Source organism: Paenibacillus macerans (assembly GCF_050565405.1).
Classification (GTDB): Bacteria; Bacillota; Bacilli; order Paenibacillales; family Paenibacillaceae; genus Fontibacillus; species Fontibacillus macerans_B.
Genome location: NZ_JBNYYG010000070.1, coordinates 15,813 through 29,450, shown reverse-complemented (window position 1 = coordinate 29,450; position 13,638 = coordinate 15,813). Strand labels below are relative to the sequence as shown.

Here is a 13,638-nt window from a genome sequence, read left to right as displayed (position 1 = left end):
TGACTCCTGTGCAATACAGGAATCATCTCATAAATGCTGCTTAATTCTTTTTTCCAAAGTGTCCTTGACTAAGGGGCCAGTTTAGAATTCCCGCCGCTCGCGCTTTTCTTATCTTAATCTCCGCGAAACGCCCGTTTCATGCGGTCAAAAAACGATTGCTCGTGTTCATGCGTAAACTCGCCGTCCAACGAAGCGAATTGACGCAGCAGATCCCTCTGCTCATCGCTAAGCTTGCTTGGCGTCACGACGACCACTTTGACGTGCTGGTCCCCTTGTCCTACGCCGCGCAGCTTCGGCACTCCTTTGCCTTTGAGGCGGAAATACGTGCCCGTTTGCGTGCCCGCCGGAATTTTGAGCTTCACCTTCTCCGTCAGGGTCGGGATCTCGATCTCATCGCCGAGCGCGGCTTGGGCAAAGGTCAGCGGCACTTCGCAATAAATGTCGTCGCCTTCGCGGTCGAAGAAATCATGCGATTTCACGCGAATAACGATGTACAAATCGCCGGCCGGACCGCCGCGCAATCCGCCTTCCCCTTCGCCGGACATCCGCAATTGAGCCCCGTCATCCACGCCGGCCGGAATGCGGACATGAATTTTGCGTTGCTTTTTCACCTTGCCGCTGCCGGAGCAGGTTGGGCATTTTTCTTTGATGATCTGCCCTTTGCCGCCGCAGTTGCTGCAGGCCCGCCGGTTAACCATGCGGCCGAACGGCGTGTTCTGCACGGCCTCCTGCTGACCGGTGCCGTGGCAGACGGAGCAGGTTTGCGGTTTCGTTCCCGGTTTCGCTCCGGTACCGAAACAGGTATCGCAATTTTCCGTACGCGGAATCGTGATATCCGTCTCTTTGCCGAACACCGCTTCCTTGAATTCGATCGTCATCGTATATTGCAAGTCATTGCCGCGTTGCGGCGCATTGGGATCGCGCCGACCTCCTCCGCCGCCACCGAAGAACATATCAAAAATATCGCCAAAGCCGCCGAAATCGCCGCCGGAAAAACCGCCGCCCATCCCCTGGTTCGGATCGACATGGCCATATTGATCGTAACGCGAGCGTTTCCCCGCATCGCTCAACACATCGTAAGCTTCCTTGACTTCTTTGAATTTCGCTTCCGCATCTTCCGCCTTGTTGACGTCCGGGTGATATTGACGAGCCAGCTTACGGTAAGCCTTCTTGATATCCTCGTCGGAAGCATTTTTCCCGAGGCCCAACACCTCGTAGTAATCGCGTTTCTCTGCCATCCTTCCACCCTTTCTGGCAAAAGGAAAGTCAAAGTGCGGAAACAGCCCGCGCTTTGACCTTCCCAGTTCACCAAAGTCTATTCGAACCTTCGCCGCTCTGTGCCAATCTTAGCTTTGTTTCTTGTCTTCGTCAACAACCTCGTAATCGGCGTCCACGACATTGTCGCGGCTTGGTCCGTCGGCAGCGCCCGTAGCGCCGTCTGCAGCGCCTTCGGCCCCAGCTGCCTGCGAAGCCTGCTCATACAGCTTCACGGACAACTGTTGCACGATTTCGGTCAACTTCTCCGAAGCGGCCTTGATTTGCTCCAGATCTTCGCCTTCCAGCGCTTTCTTCAGCTCGTCTTTGGCAGCGTTCGCTTTGTCCGTTTCGGTCGCGTCGACTTTGTCGCCAAGCTCCTTGAGCGTTTTGTCCACGCTATAGATCAATTGGTCGCCGTTGTTTTTGGCTTCAACCAACTCTTTGCGTTTCTTGTCTTCTTCCGCATGCAGCTCGGCGTCCTTCATCATGCGTTCCACTTCGTCGTCGCTCAATCCGCTGGAAGAAGTGATCGTGATTTTTTGGCTCTTGCCGGTGCCTTTATCGGTAGCCGACACGTTGACGATCCCGTTCGCGTCAATGTCGAAGGTAACCTCGATTTGCGGTACGCCGCGCGGCGCCAGCGGGATATCTCCCAGCATGAAGCGTCCCAGCGTTTTGTTGCCGGCCGCCATTTCGCGTTCCCCTTGCAGCACATGGATTTCCACGCTTGGCTGGTTGTCGGCGTAGGTGGAGAAAATTTGCGATTTGCTGGTCGGAATCGTCGTGTTGCGTTCGATCATCTTCGTAAATACGCCGCCGGCCGTTTCGATCCCCAGCGAAAGCGGGGTTACGTCAAGCAATACGACGTCTTTCACGTCGCCGGTCAGCACGCCCGCCTGCACGGCTGCGCCAAGCGCTACGACTTCGTCCGGGTTAACGCCTTTATGCGGCTCTTTCCCGGTAAGTTTCTTGATCGCTTCCTGTACGGCCGGGATCCGGGTGGAACCTCCGACGAGGACGATTTTATGAATATCGGCCGGCGTCATGCCTGCGTCGCTCAGCGCGCGGCGAGTCGGGCCCAAAGTACGTTCCACGAGATCCGCGGTCAATTCTTCGAATTTGGCGCGGGTAAGGTTGACTTCAAGGTGCTGCGGCACGCCGTCTATGACCGTGATGAACGGCAGGGAGATCGTCGTGGTCAGCACGCCGGACAATTCTTTCTTCGCTTTTTCGGCGGCGTCTTTCAGACGTTGAACCGCCGCTTTATCTTTGCTCAGGTCGATGCCTTGATCCTTTTTAAACTCGGCTACCAGATGGTCGATGATCTTCTGGTCAAAGTCGTCGCCGCCCAGATGGTTGTCCCCGCTGGTTGCTTTCACTTCGAAGAAGCCGTCTCCCAGCTCGAGAATCGAGACGTCAAACGTACCGCCGCCCAGGTCATACACGAGGATCGTTTGGTCTTCCGATTTCTCCAGGCCGTAAGCCAGGGCGGCTGCCGTAGGCTCGTTGACGATCCGCAGCACTTCGAGGCCGGCGATTTTGCCGGCGTCCTTGGTCGCTTGGCGCTGACTGTCATTAAAGTAAGCCGGAACCGTGATGACCGCTTGGGTTACCGGTTGACCCAGATAAGCCTCCGCGTCGGATTTCAGCTTTTGCAGGATGATCGCCGAAATTTCCTGTGGCGTAAAATCTTTGCCGTCGACAGTTTCTTTATGGTTGGTACCCATATGTCTCTTGATCGAAATAATCGTGCGGTCCGGATTGGTAATCGCTTGGCGTTTTGCCGTTTCACCGACGATCCGCTCGCCGTCTTTCTTGAAGCCTACTACGGAAGGAGTCGTACGCGCGCCCTCCGGGTTAGGGATAACGACCGCCTCGCCGCCCTCCATAACCGCAACGCAGGAGTTGGTCGTTCCAAGGTCAATACCGATTACTTTACTCATTAGGATATGTCCTCCTTAAATAGGTTGCTTTAATCTATGTGTGATAAAAGGTAGTTTAACCGCTGACTTTGACCATCGCCGGACGCAGCACTTTATCCTTCAACAGATAACCCTTCTGCACGACCTCAACGACGATGCCCTCTTCATAGTCTTCGGACTCCACCTGCATAATCGCTTGATGAAACTCCGGATTAAACGGCTGCCCCTCCGCTTCCATCGGCGTCAGCCCTTCCGCTTTCAATACACCGTCAAGCTGACGGAAAATCATCTCTACGCCTTTGGCGTAAGAGGAGTTTTCCGTGCCTTCTCCCGCAGAGCTGAGCGCTCTTTCGAAATTGTCGATCACGGGCAGCAGTTCGGTAATCAGCTTGGCGGAAGCGTATTTCCCAAGCTCTTCTTTCTCCTTGACCGTACGGCGACGGAAATTATCGAAATCGGCCTGCGTGCGAAGCAGCCGTTGCTGGTATTCCTCGTTCTCGGCGCGCAGCTTCTCCACTTCGGCGTAGTTATCCCCAACGTTGTCAGCTTCCGCCGCGCTTTCTTCGGTTACCTCGCCTTGCGGCTCCTGTCGAATCGCTTCGTCTTGCCTCGCGTCCTGTTCGGATGGCTGGTTGAGATCCTCTTGTACGTTATCGTTCATGTTCGATTCTTCCTCTACACTGTGATTGATGTTGTCTTGAATCGGTTGTGATTCCTTCAAGATGTTCACCTCCTTAACATGCAGCTAGCTTGCAAGTTCATGCATGTTATTGCATTCGGGACAAAAAGTTGCTTAAGTCCTTCGACAAAATATCCAAAATGCGGATCACCCGGGCGTATTCCATGCGCGTCGGCCCCAAAATGCCGATCGTTCCGACCGCTTCCCCTTCAATCCGGTAAGTCGCGGTAATGAGACTGCAGTTGGCAAACGCCTCATGGTCGTTTTCGGTTCCGATGCGCACCTGGATGCCCGTTCCGATCGAAGCGGACGAAATCATCCGGGTCAAGGTCGGCGTTTCCTCCAGTAAATCAAGGATGCTCTTCACCTTGTCGACATCGCGGAACTCCGGCTGGGTCAACATATTCGTCGCCCCGCTGAGGAACAGGCGCTGCCCTTCGGAACCGGTATCCAGCACTTGATCCAGCACCTTCGTCAGCTCTTCGAAATGCTTGGTATGACGCTGCATTTCCTGCCCGATCTCGGTGTACAAGGCTGATTTCAACTTATAGATCGGGACCCCGGTAAGCCTGCGGTTCAGCAGGTTGACCACCCGTTCCATTTCCGAGACGGATACGCCTGCCGGTATGGAGACTGTCTTGTTCTCCACTTGTCCCGTGTTGGTCACGACGATAGCCACCGCCGTATCCTCATTCAGCGGCAGCAGCTGGAAATGGCGCAAAGACGTCTGAAAAACTTCCGGCCCGAGCAGGATGGAAGTATAGTTGGTCATATGGGAAAGGATCGTCCCGGCATGTTGAATCACTTGCTCGGCGGCGTTCAGTTTCTCGGCAAAAAACGCTTTAATCGTGGTTAGCTCTTCGTTCGTCAGCAAATTCAACGGAGTCAGATGGTCAACATAGTAGCGGTACCCTTTATGCGAAGGAATACGGCCTGCCGACGTATGCGGCTGCTCCAGGAATCCAAGTTCCTCCAGATCGGCCATTTCGTTTCGGATCGTTGCCGGGCTGTAACCGACATCCCCCCGTTTGGAAATGCTTCGGGATCCCACTGGCTCCGCCGATCGAATATAGTCGTCCACAATAGCTGTTAATATCATTCTCTGGCGTTCCGTTAACATGGCAATCCCTCCTGAGCTAAATTTTGACCGTTAGATCCTGTCGTTAGCACTCGATCCACTAGAGTGCTAATCGCTAATACAAAAATACCAAACCGACCTGACGATTGTCAAGTCAGTCCAGTATCTTAAGTACGGCTATTTCATCGCAGCAATGCTGCTTCGCGCAATTGACGCAATCGGTCCACACTTTTTCCGGGAAGATCTCTTTGCTCACGACCGCAAACCCGTTTTTCACGAAAAAGGATACTTCATACGTTAAAGCCATCACTTTGGGGATTGCTTGTCTCCGCGCTTCTTTCACTAATTGCTCGACGAGCATGGAACCCAGCCCTTTGCCCTTATGTCCTTCGGCAATCCCGAGCGAGCGGATTTCCACCAGCTCTTCGCCAAGCTTGCACAGCGAACCGCAGCCGACGACCTGGCCGTCCACTTCCGCGACCACGAAATCCTCGATTTGCCGTTCAAGCACCGCTCGGGAGCGCGGAAGCATAATTCCCCGCCGGGCATACTCCTCAATCATGACATATAGAGGTTCCACGTCCTCAAGTTTCGCTTGTCTGCACACGGCAACCGCTGGCATGCTGTTTCCCCCTCGATCTCGAATAATATGAATAAATATACATTATTAAGTATAAAACTTCAAGAGTGTTTAGGTTATTTCCATGTCACCTCTCGAAGTATATTCAGGGGAACGCAAAAAAGCAGCTTCGCCACTTTAAATTAAAGCGGAAGCTGCTTGGTTGTTTTTAGTAGCCTGGTCATTTTATTTGGAGATGAAGCACCCTCTCTATGCGGTCAAAATGCCGATGAACTCGGCAAACACCTCATTCCCGAACAAGATGCCTTGCCGGCTGAGACGGTAGCCCTCCCCATCTTCGTGGGACTCCAGCAATCCGGCGTTCCTCATCTTGGCGAGCGGCGCCGCAAACACGTCGTCCAGCGCTTCGCCGAACTGCTTGCGGAAATCCTCCTTGCGAATCCCGTCCAGCATCCGCAAGCCAACCATGACGAAATCCTCCATGGCCTCTTCCCGGGATACCTCGAACTGCTCGAGCCGCGGCAGACCTTGCTTCGCGGCTTCGACATAAGGATTCACGCCTTTAATGTTCACATGCCGCTGCCTTCCCACATAGCCGTGCGCTCCTGCGCCTAAACCGTAATAATCCTCATTTCGCCAGTACGTGATGTTGTGGCGGCTTTCAAAGCCGGGCTTGGCGAAATTGCTGATCTCATATTGCTTGTATCCCGCTTGCGTCATCCGGTCCATCAGCAACAGGTACATGTTCAGCTCCTCCTCTTCGCTCGGCAGCGGGAGCTGGTTTTTGTGATACAGCGTGTGGAACAACGTATTCTCCTCCACCTTCAGGCTGTAAATGGAGTAATGCGGCAACCCCAGCTCCAAAGCGCGGGATACGCTGTAATCGAGCATGTCCACCGTCTGGTTCGGCAGCCCGAACATCAGGTCTATCGAGAGATTATCGAGCCCGACGGCCCGGGCATTGTCCAGGCTCCGGTACACGTCATCCGTATTGTGAATCCGGCCGATGCCGCTCAGCAGCTCGTTCTGGAAAGCCTGGACGCCGAAGCTGACCCGGTTGACGCCGCCGGCTTTCATGACGGCGAGCTTCTCCCGGTCCGTCGTTCCCGGATTCGCTTCCATCGTAAACTCGATGTCGCTCGCCCAACGCGGGTAATGCCGGCGCACCGAAGCCAGAAAATAGTCCATTTCCTGCGGGTTCAGCACCGTTGGCGTTCCGCCGCCCACGAAGATCGTTTTGATTTCGCCCGGCGGCGTCTTCCGCACGGACAACTCCATTTCGCGATCCAGCGCACGCAGATAATCCATCACCGGCTGATCCTTCAACACGTAAGAGTTAAAGTCGCAATAAAAACATTTATTCGTGCAAAACGGAATGTGTATATAAACGGCATGCGGCATTCCCTGCCCCTGCGGTTGTCCTGTTTGGTTCATGGTCATGCCTCCTGTGCTTTCATCGTTCACTATATATAGTAGAAAAAATTCACGTGGCCTTCACTTGGAAAAAGGAAAGCCTTGCGGCTTTCCTTCATGGCAACTTGCCTTCAGCTTTATTTGTCGTCGATCTTCAGCACCGCCATGAACGCTTCCTGCGGCACTTCCACGTTGCCGACCTGCTTCATCCGCTTCTTGCCTTCCTTCTGCTTCTCCAGCAGCTTGCGCTTACGCGAAATGTCGCCGCCGTAGCATTTGGCCAAGACGTTTTTGCGCATCGCCTTGACGGTCTCGCGGGCAATGACCTTCTGCCCGATCGAGGCCTGGATCGGCACCTCGAACATTTGACGCGGAATCAGCTCGCGCAGTTTCTCGCAAATGATCCGTCCGCGGTGGTAGGCCCGGTCGCGGTGCACGATGAAGGACAAGGCGTCCACCTGCTCGCCGTTGAGCAAAATGTCCATTTTCACCAGGTTGGACTGGCGGTAACCGGACAGCTCGTAATCGAACGAGGCATATCCCTTTGTGCTTGACTTCAGCTGATCGAAGAAATCGTAAACGATCTCCGACAGCGGTACCTGATACGTTATGGTCACGCGAGTCGTGTCCAGATACTCCATGTTCACGAACTCGCCGCGTTTGCTTTGGCACAGCTCCATCACCGTTCCGACGTAATCGTTAGGCACGATGACCGAAGCTTTGACGTAAGGCTCTTCTACGTAGTCGATTTTGCCGACCTCCGGATAGTTGGACGGATTATCGATGGAAATCGTCTCGCCGTTCGTCAGCGCGACTTTATAAATAACGCTTGGCGCGGTCGTAATCAGCGGGATGTTGAACTCCCGTTCGATCCGCTCCTGAATGACGTCCATATGCAGCAGACCCAGGAATCCGCAGCGGAAACCGAAGCCGAGCGCGCTGGAAGTCTCCGGCTCGAAGCTGAGCGAAGCGTCGTTCAACTGCAGCTTCTCCAGGGCTTCGCGCAGATCGTTGTAATCGGACGTTTCGATCGGATAAAGCCCGCAATATACCATTGGATTGATTTTGCGGTAGCCCGGCAGGGGTTCGAGAGTCGGGTTCTTTGCATCCGTCACGGTATCCCCGACGCGGGTATCGCCGACCGTCTTGATGCCGGCTACGATAAAGCCTACATCCCCGACGTTCAGCTCGTCCACGATCGTCATCCGCGGCTTGAACGCGCCGACTTCGATGACCTCGAACGTCTTCTCCGTAGCTATCATTTTGATTTTGGATCCGGCCTTGATTTGACCGTCAATGACGCGCACGTATACGATAACGCCTTTGTACGGATCGTAGTGCGAGTCGAAGATCAACGCTTTCAGCGGCTTCTCCGGCGCGCCGGTCGGGGCCGGCACCTTCTGCACGACCTGCTCCAGAATCTCTTTGATCCCGATCCCCGCCTTGGCCGAAGCATGCACCGCTTCGCTCGCATCCAGCCCGATGACATCCTCGATTTCCTGTTTCACCCGGTCGGGATCGGCGCTGGGCAAATCGATTTTGTTGATGACCGGCAAAATTTCCAGGTTGTTATCCAGGGCCAAATAGACGTTGGCCAGCGTTTGCGCTTCGATTCCCTGCGCCGCGTCCACGACCAGCAAAGCTCCTTCGCAAGCCGCCAAGCTGCGGGATACTTCGTACGTAAAGTCGACGTGTCCCGGCGTGTCGATCAGGTTCAGCAAATATTCCTCGCCGTCGTCGGCGCGGTAAGTCAGCCGCACCGCCTGCAGCTTGATCGTAATGCCGCGTTCCCGCTCCAAATCCATCTGGTCCAGCACCTGCTCCTGCATTTCCCGGGAAGTAAGCGCCCCGGTGTACTCCAGGATCCGGTCGGCTAAAGTCGATTTGCCATGGTCTATATGTGCAATAATACAGAAATTGCGGATTTTCTCTTGTCTTGCTCTGATATCTGTCATCCTTACCCCCACCACGAATCTTCGAAGTATTACAATCAATTTATTATATCAGTTGCGGGAGCAAGCAGCAATCGGTACTCATTTCCCCGAGCGCAACGAGAAAGCGCGAGCTCAGCGGGTTGAATCCGGCTGCTCGCGCTTTTTGGGTTTCGCCTGTTTAAGATAAGCTAAGCTTCGTTGACCGTCTGCCGCGGCTCGGAAGTGGAATTCCGGTACACGATCTCGACCGATATCATGATTTTCTCCTGCGGCAACCCGGGATTGGCCAAACGATCCAACAGCTTCTTCACCGCCCGCCGGCCGAGATCCTCTTTAGGCACGTTAACGGTCGTGATCGACGGAACGTTTTGCGCCGCATCGTCGATATTGTCAAACCCGCTGACCGCGATATCGCCCGGTATCGACAGCCCCAGCTTGTTCAAGACGGAGCACACGCTCATGGCGATCGAATCGTTGGCGCACACTAAGGCGGTCGGCAGCGCCTTCGATCTTTTCCGCCGCAGCGCCCAGCTCAAGAGTTCGTCATGGAACGCTCCGGTTTCGATGCCCTCCAGCCGCAGCATCGGATCATCGCTGGACTGCGGGGTTAAGCCGTTCTCTTCCAAAGCGCTGCGAAAGCCGATCCAGCGGTCCCGGAAGCTTCTTGAAAAGAGGGAATTGCCCAAGAAATGCAGTTCGCGGTGTCCCAGACCGATCAAGTGATTGGCGAGCCGGGCCATGCCGTCGAGATTGTTGGCGAAGATCGTGTCGCTCGGAATCAGCGGGTCCTCGTGATCCACGAGCACCATCGGCAGTCCGATCCGGTGCACCTCCAACAGGAATGAGCTGGCGATCTGTCCTACGCCCACCATTCCCAGGATCCCGTCGGGATTCAAAATGTTGACGAAATTATCGCTTTTGGGCTCGGACACGATGATCATCCCCAACTCCCGGGCTTCCAGCTCCCGGGAGATGCCCTCCAGCAGCCTCCCCCAATACCGCGATTCCTTGTTTTGGAACCGGATATTAGGCATCAGCACCAGTACCGATTGCTTGCCTGCAGGAGTGGCCGGGGCGGAACCGGAAGGGAGGATATTTTTGACGTATCCGTTCTTCTGATTGAAATAACCAAGGCGGGAAGCGGCCTGAATAACTCGTTCCCTGGTAGCCTCGTTGACGCCGCCCTTGCCGGACAACGCTTTGGAGACGACGAACTTCGAGACGCCCAAATGATCGGCGATTTGCTGCATCGTGATTTTTTTCAAGGCTCTTGTCCTCCGGGATCATGTCGAACTAACGGTTTGGATTACAATATTACAATATTACAATATTATAACAAACCTAAGATTTGCTATAAACCGCTAATTCCCGCAAGCCAAGCCGCGATTCCCTCACTCGCCCGGTCCGAACAAAGAGGCGACCCAGTGGATGCTTTTTTGGGACGCCTGCTGCAGCAAATGCGCCGTCTTGTCGGCAAGGCGGTCGACGGCTGGCGGCGACGGGGGAGGCAGCAGCATATCGGCCGGCGTCTGCATGGCCTGCTCGCCGTATGGCTGCGCAGGCTGATCCGGCTGATTGGTCCCTGCGGCCGATCCTCCGGCTGTCTGCGGGTTTTGAGTCTCCGGCAAGGTGCCGTATCCGTTGCCGCCCGTCCCGTAACCGTTTTGCGTTCCCGGCGCAGCGACGATGCCTTGTCCGTTATTCCAGGCGGGGGCCGTGTTGGCCGGCCAGGCGCTGGAGCCGTTCGGTTGAAGCTGTCCCCCCGCATACGCCGGGATGCTTTGCCCGTTCACGGCAGTCCCGCCGGTCTGAAAGCCTGGACCGTAGATCGACGACGTCCCGCTTTCGGCAAGCTGCATCCCCAGCGTGACCCCGGCTGCCAGCAAAAGGCCGTACATCAGCGTTCTCCGCAACATTTTCGCCATAACCCTTCATCCCTTTCACGATCAAGATTTCTTGCTCGTTTCGCCGGCTTTGGAGACGCCGGATTTGCCGCCGTTGCCTTTGGTCAAGGTGCCGGCCTTCTCGGCATCTTGGCTTTCCCAATACAGGTCTGCTAGAATTCCCGCAAGCACTTTGGCCGTACGCTCCAACTCCTCCTGGCTGTTATCGATGCCGCCGATTTCAATCAGGACGCTATTGGGCGACAGTGACTGGTTGTACTCCCCGTTGCCCTGCGAGGACGTTTTGCCCCAGATGCCGCGGGAAATCCCCGGATACGATTGTTCCAGGCGATCATGGATTCGGCTGGCGAATTTCTCGTTTTCGCGCCAATTTTCGTTGCCGTGCCCGATAATGAAATAGACCTGCGCATAGTTGATGCCATCGATGACCGTCGTCGTTTTGTCATGGCGCTGCGAATCCCGGTGAATATCGATGAAGTACTGCAGCTTGCCGTTTTCGGCCATCGCCGCTTTGACCGTCTCCCTGGAGTATTTATATGAATAGTTATAGTTGTAATTGCTCACCACGGCCGCATAATTTTCAAAAGAGTGCAGCGCCGCTACGCCCCTCCGCTCCAGTTCCTTGGCCAGCGCCTCGCCTACCAAGCCGACGTTTTTCATATTTTCCGCCGAGCCGGGATTATCGACGTTGGTTCCCAGAACCGGATTAAACGATTCCTGCGGATGCGAATGATAGATCATGACGATATTTTTATTCCCCGGTTTCACGGACGGCTCTCCGGTTTCTTCGGGTTTGTTGTTCGGCCCGCCCTGTTCCCCCGGCGGCTGGGTCCCTTCGCCATCGGTGCCTTCCGCATCCGGACCGGTGCCTTCCAGCCCGCCCTCGTCCGGCTCGGGATGATCCGGGGCATTCCCCTCCGCCCCCGTGCCCGGGCGATAATCCTCGGGCGCCTGGGCTATTCCGTTGCCTGACCCGGTGCGCAGCAGGATCGGGTTGTCCGCGCCAAGCCCAGGGACTTCGCGGGCTACCAGGCTTTTCGGATCGGACGGATTCACGTCCGTCAGCAATTGAAACACGAAATTCGTCATCTGCCTGCCGGAGATCGCCGGCGTTTGCTTCTCGCTAGTCGAATGCGGCAGCTCCATCCCGACCATATCCATGAAAAATCCGCTGGAAAGCGAAGCCGCGAGCCCCTTCATGGAAGAAACCGGGGACGTATTCAGGCTTTTCTCGGCGATGCCGAGTACGCCCAGCATCACAAAAAAGATCACCGACATCACCGATAACAGCAAAAACGTCCGTCCCAGCGCCAGTACGTGCAGCAAATTCCGTTTCATTTGCCCAAGGTTCCATGCTTTGAATTTCATTCGTATGTCCTCCTCCAGCCGCTTATATATTACGTGTTCAAAAAGTCAGGTTTGGAGCACCGAGAAGGTTGGATGAAGCAGGGACTGAGTAGCGCAGCGTAGGTAAGCCTACGTGAGCAACGGAAGGCCCGGCTGAATTCAAGATTCGACGTCGAATCCGTTTCTTGACCTGCTTCGTGATCAAAAGATGACTTATTGAACTACCTCTTCAAGCTGTATATCCCAAATCTATGAACCTATCTTCCCGGCTAGAACCTCGAATTCTCACAAAAAAAAGAAATCCGCTAGATTCGCGGATTTCGTATATTCGGGATCTTCCATGAAGTCGGGTATGCTTGGGTTGGAGGCTAGACAACGCAAGGTTAAGCTCCGCCGCAAACGGCCGGCTTAATGCGTATAGGACGCTACATTGTCTGGCGTAACGGCCTCGTGCAACGATATATTGAGGCCGCTGGCAATCACGTTCGCCACGTCCTCGATAAATTCGTCGATCTCTTTCGGCGTAACGATCAGATCGTGACCGAGCGGCTCCAGCACTTCTTTGACAAGCCCTAATCTTTCGCCTTCGCTCAGATCGTTCAGCATCCCCATGATCTGCTTCGTCGGAGCCTCCCCATCGTCGCTGCTTTCCTGATTGAAATGCGATTTCATAAGGTCGAACACATTGTTGACAATGGTTGAAGCGTAACAAACCGTCGGCACGCCGATGGCGATGCAGGGCACGCCCAAAATTTCCTTCGTCAGCCCTCTGCGCTTATTCCCGATGCCCGAGCCCGGATGGATGCCGATATCGGCGATCTGAATCGTCGTGTTCACCCGCTCCAGGGAACGCGAAGCAAGCGCGTCGATGGCGATGATCAGATCCGGCTTGGTCCGGTCGACGATCCCCTGCACCACCTCGCTCGACTCGATGCCGGTGATGCCGAGGACCCCGGGGGCAATGGCGCTGACCTCGCGATAGCCCGGAGCGACTTGATCCGGGGTGAGTTCGAAGAAATGACGGGTCACCATCACGTTCTCCACGACGAGCGGCCCCAGCGCATCCGGGGTCACGTTCCAGTTTCCCAGGCCCACAATGAGCACCTTAGCCCCCGAACCGATGCCGATCTTATTTAAGAAACCGGTAAATTCCTTGGCAAAAGCGGCGGATACCTTTTCCTGAAGCTCGGTATCCTGCGTCCGGAGCCCCGGAACCTCCAGCGTAATGTAATGCCCCTTGACCCGGCCGATTTGCTGCGAAGCGGCGTCATTGGTCACGTCCAGCCGGGTGATCTTAATTTCGTCATGCTCCTCCACCTGTTCGTTTAGCCCCGGCACCGGCCCGCCTTGGGCCGTCTCCGCGATTTCCTTCGATTCTACGGCCAAGTCGGTGCGTACCGAATAATCCTGCAAGTCCAAATTCATGCCATAAGACCTCCATTTCCTGTTGTTGCCTTTATTGTGCGGGAGAGGGAATGCGATTATTCATCCTGCTAGCGATCACGTAGAATTGCGAGAAATCGA

Annotated in this window: 11 protein-coding genes; all 11 read right to left on the bottom strand. The window is 55.1% G+C overall.

The window, feature by feature from the left end:
* Positions 1-113 precede the first annotated feature (113 nt).
* Complete coding sequence (gene dnaJ, locus ACQ4N8_RS25205; RefSeq protein ID WP_430707107.1) at positions 114-1,238, bottom strand: molecular chaperone DnaJ; 1,125 nt, start codon at positions 1,236-1,238, stop codon at positions 114-116.
* 108 nt (positions 1,239-1,346) lie between these two features.
* The gene (dnaK, locus tag ACQ4N8_RS25200; RefSeq protein WP_430707106.1) at positions 1,347-3,200 is read right to left on the bottom strand and encodes a molecular chaperone DnaK; all 1,854 of its coding nucleotides are present in this window, start codon (positions 3,198-3,200) and stop codon (positions 1,347-1,349) included.
* Between the two features lie 55 nt (positions 3,201-3,255).
* The gene (gene grpE, locus ACQ4N8_RS25195) at positions 3,256-3,840 is read right to left on the bottom strand and encodes a nucleotide exchange factor GrpE (protein WP_430707109.1); all 585 of its coding nucleotides are present in this window, start codon (positions 3,838-3,840) and stop codon (positions 3,256-3,258) included.
* A gap of 106 nt (positions 3,841-3,946) precedes the next feature.
* Positions 3,947-4,978: a heat-inducible transcriptional repressor HrcA gene (gene hrcA, locus ACQ4N8_RS25190; RefSeq protein ID WP_430707105.1), complete on the bottom strand. Its 1,032-nt coding sequence runs from the start codon at positions 4,976-4,978 to the stop codon at positions 3,947-3,949.
* Between the two features lie 112 nt (positions 4,979-5,090).
* A complete protein-coding gene (locus ACQ4N8_RS25185; RefSeq protein WP_430707104.1) occupies positions 5,091-5,558 on the bottom strand; it encodes an N-acetyltransferase in 468 nt (155 codons plus the stop codon).
* 207 nt (positions 5,559-5,765) lie between these two features.
* Positions 5,766-6,950, bottom strand: a complete 1,185-nt coding sequence (gene hemW, locus ACQ4N8_RS25180) for a radical SAM family heme chaperone HemW (RefSeq protein WP_430707103.1) — start codon at positions 6,948-6,950, stop codon at positions 5,766-5,768.
* Positions 6,951-7,066: 116 nt separating this feature from the next.
* Positions 7,067-8,884, bottom strand: coding sequence for a translation elongation factor 4 (gene lepA / locus ACQ4N8_RS25175; protein ID WP_430707102.1), 1,818 nt, complete (start codon positions 8,882-8,884; stop codon positions 7,067-7,069).
* Positions 8,885-9,051: 167 nt separating this feature from the next.
* Positions 9,052-10,128, bottom strand: a complete 1,077-nt coding sequence (locus ACQ4N8_RS25170; protein ID WP_430707101.1) for a LacI family DNA-binding transcriptional regulator — start codon at positions 10,126-10,128, stop codon at positions 9,052-9,054.
* A 126-nt stretch (positions 10,129-10,254) separates the two neighbouring features.
* On the bottom strand, positions 10,255-10,788 hold the full coding sequence (locus ACQ4N8_RS25165; protein ID WP_430707100.1) for a hypothetical protein: 534 nt from the start codon (positions 10,786-10,788) through the stop codon (positions 10,255-10,257).
* A gap of 21 nt (positions 10,789-10,809) precedes the next feature.
* Positions 10,810-12,135 (bottom strand): stage II sporulation protein P, encoded by a 1,326-nt coding sequence (locus tag ACQ4N8_RS25160; protein WP_430707099.1) that lies wholly within the window; start codon positions 12,133-12,135, stop codon positions 10,810-10,812.
* 387 nt (positions 12,136-12,522) lie between these two features.
* Positions 12,523-13,539 (bottom strand): GPR endopeptidase, encoded by a 1,017-nt coding sequence (gene gpr / locus ACQ4N8_RS25155; protein ID WP_430707098.1) that lies wholly within the window; start codon positions 13,537-13,539, stop codon positions 12,523-12,525.
* Between the last annotated feature and the right edge of the window lie 99 nt (positions 13,540-13,638).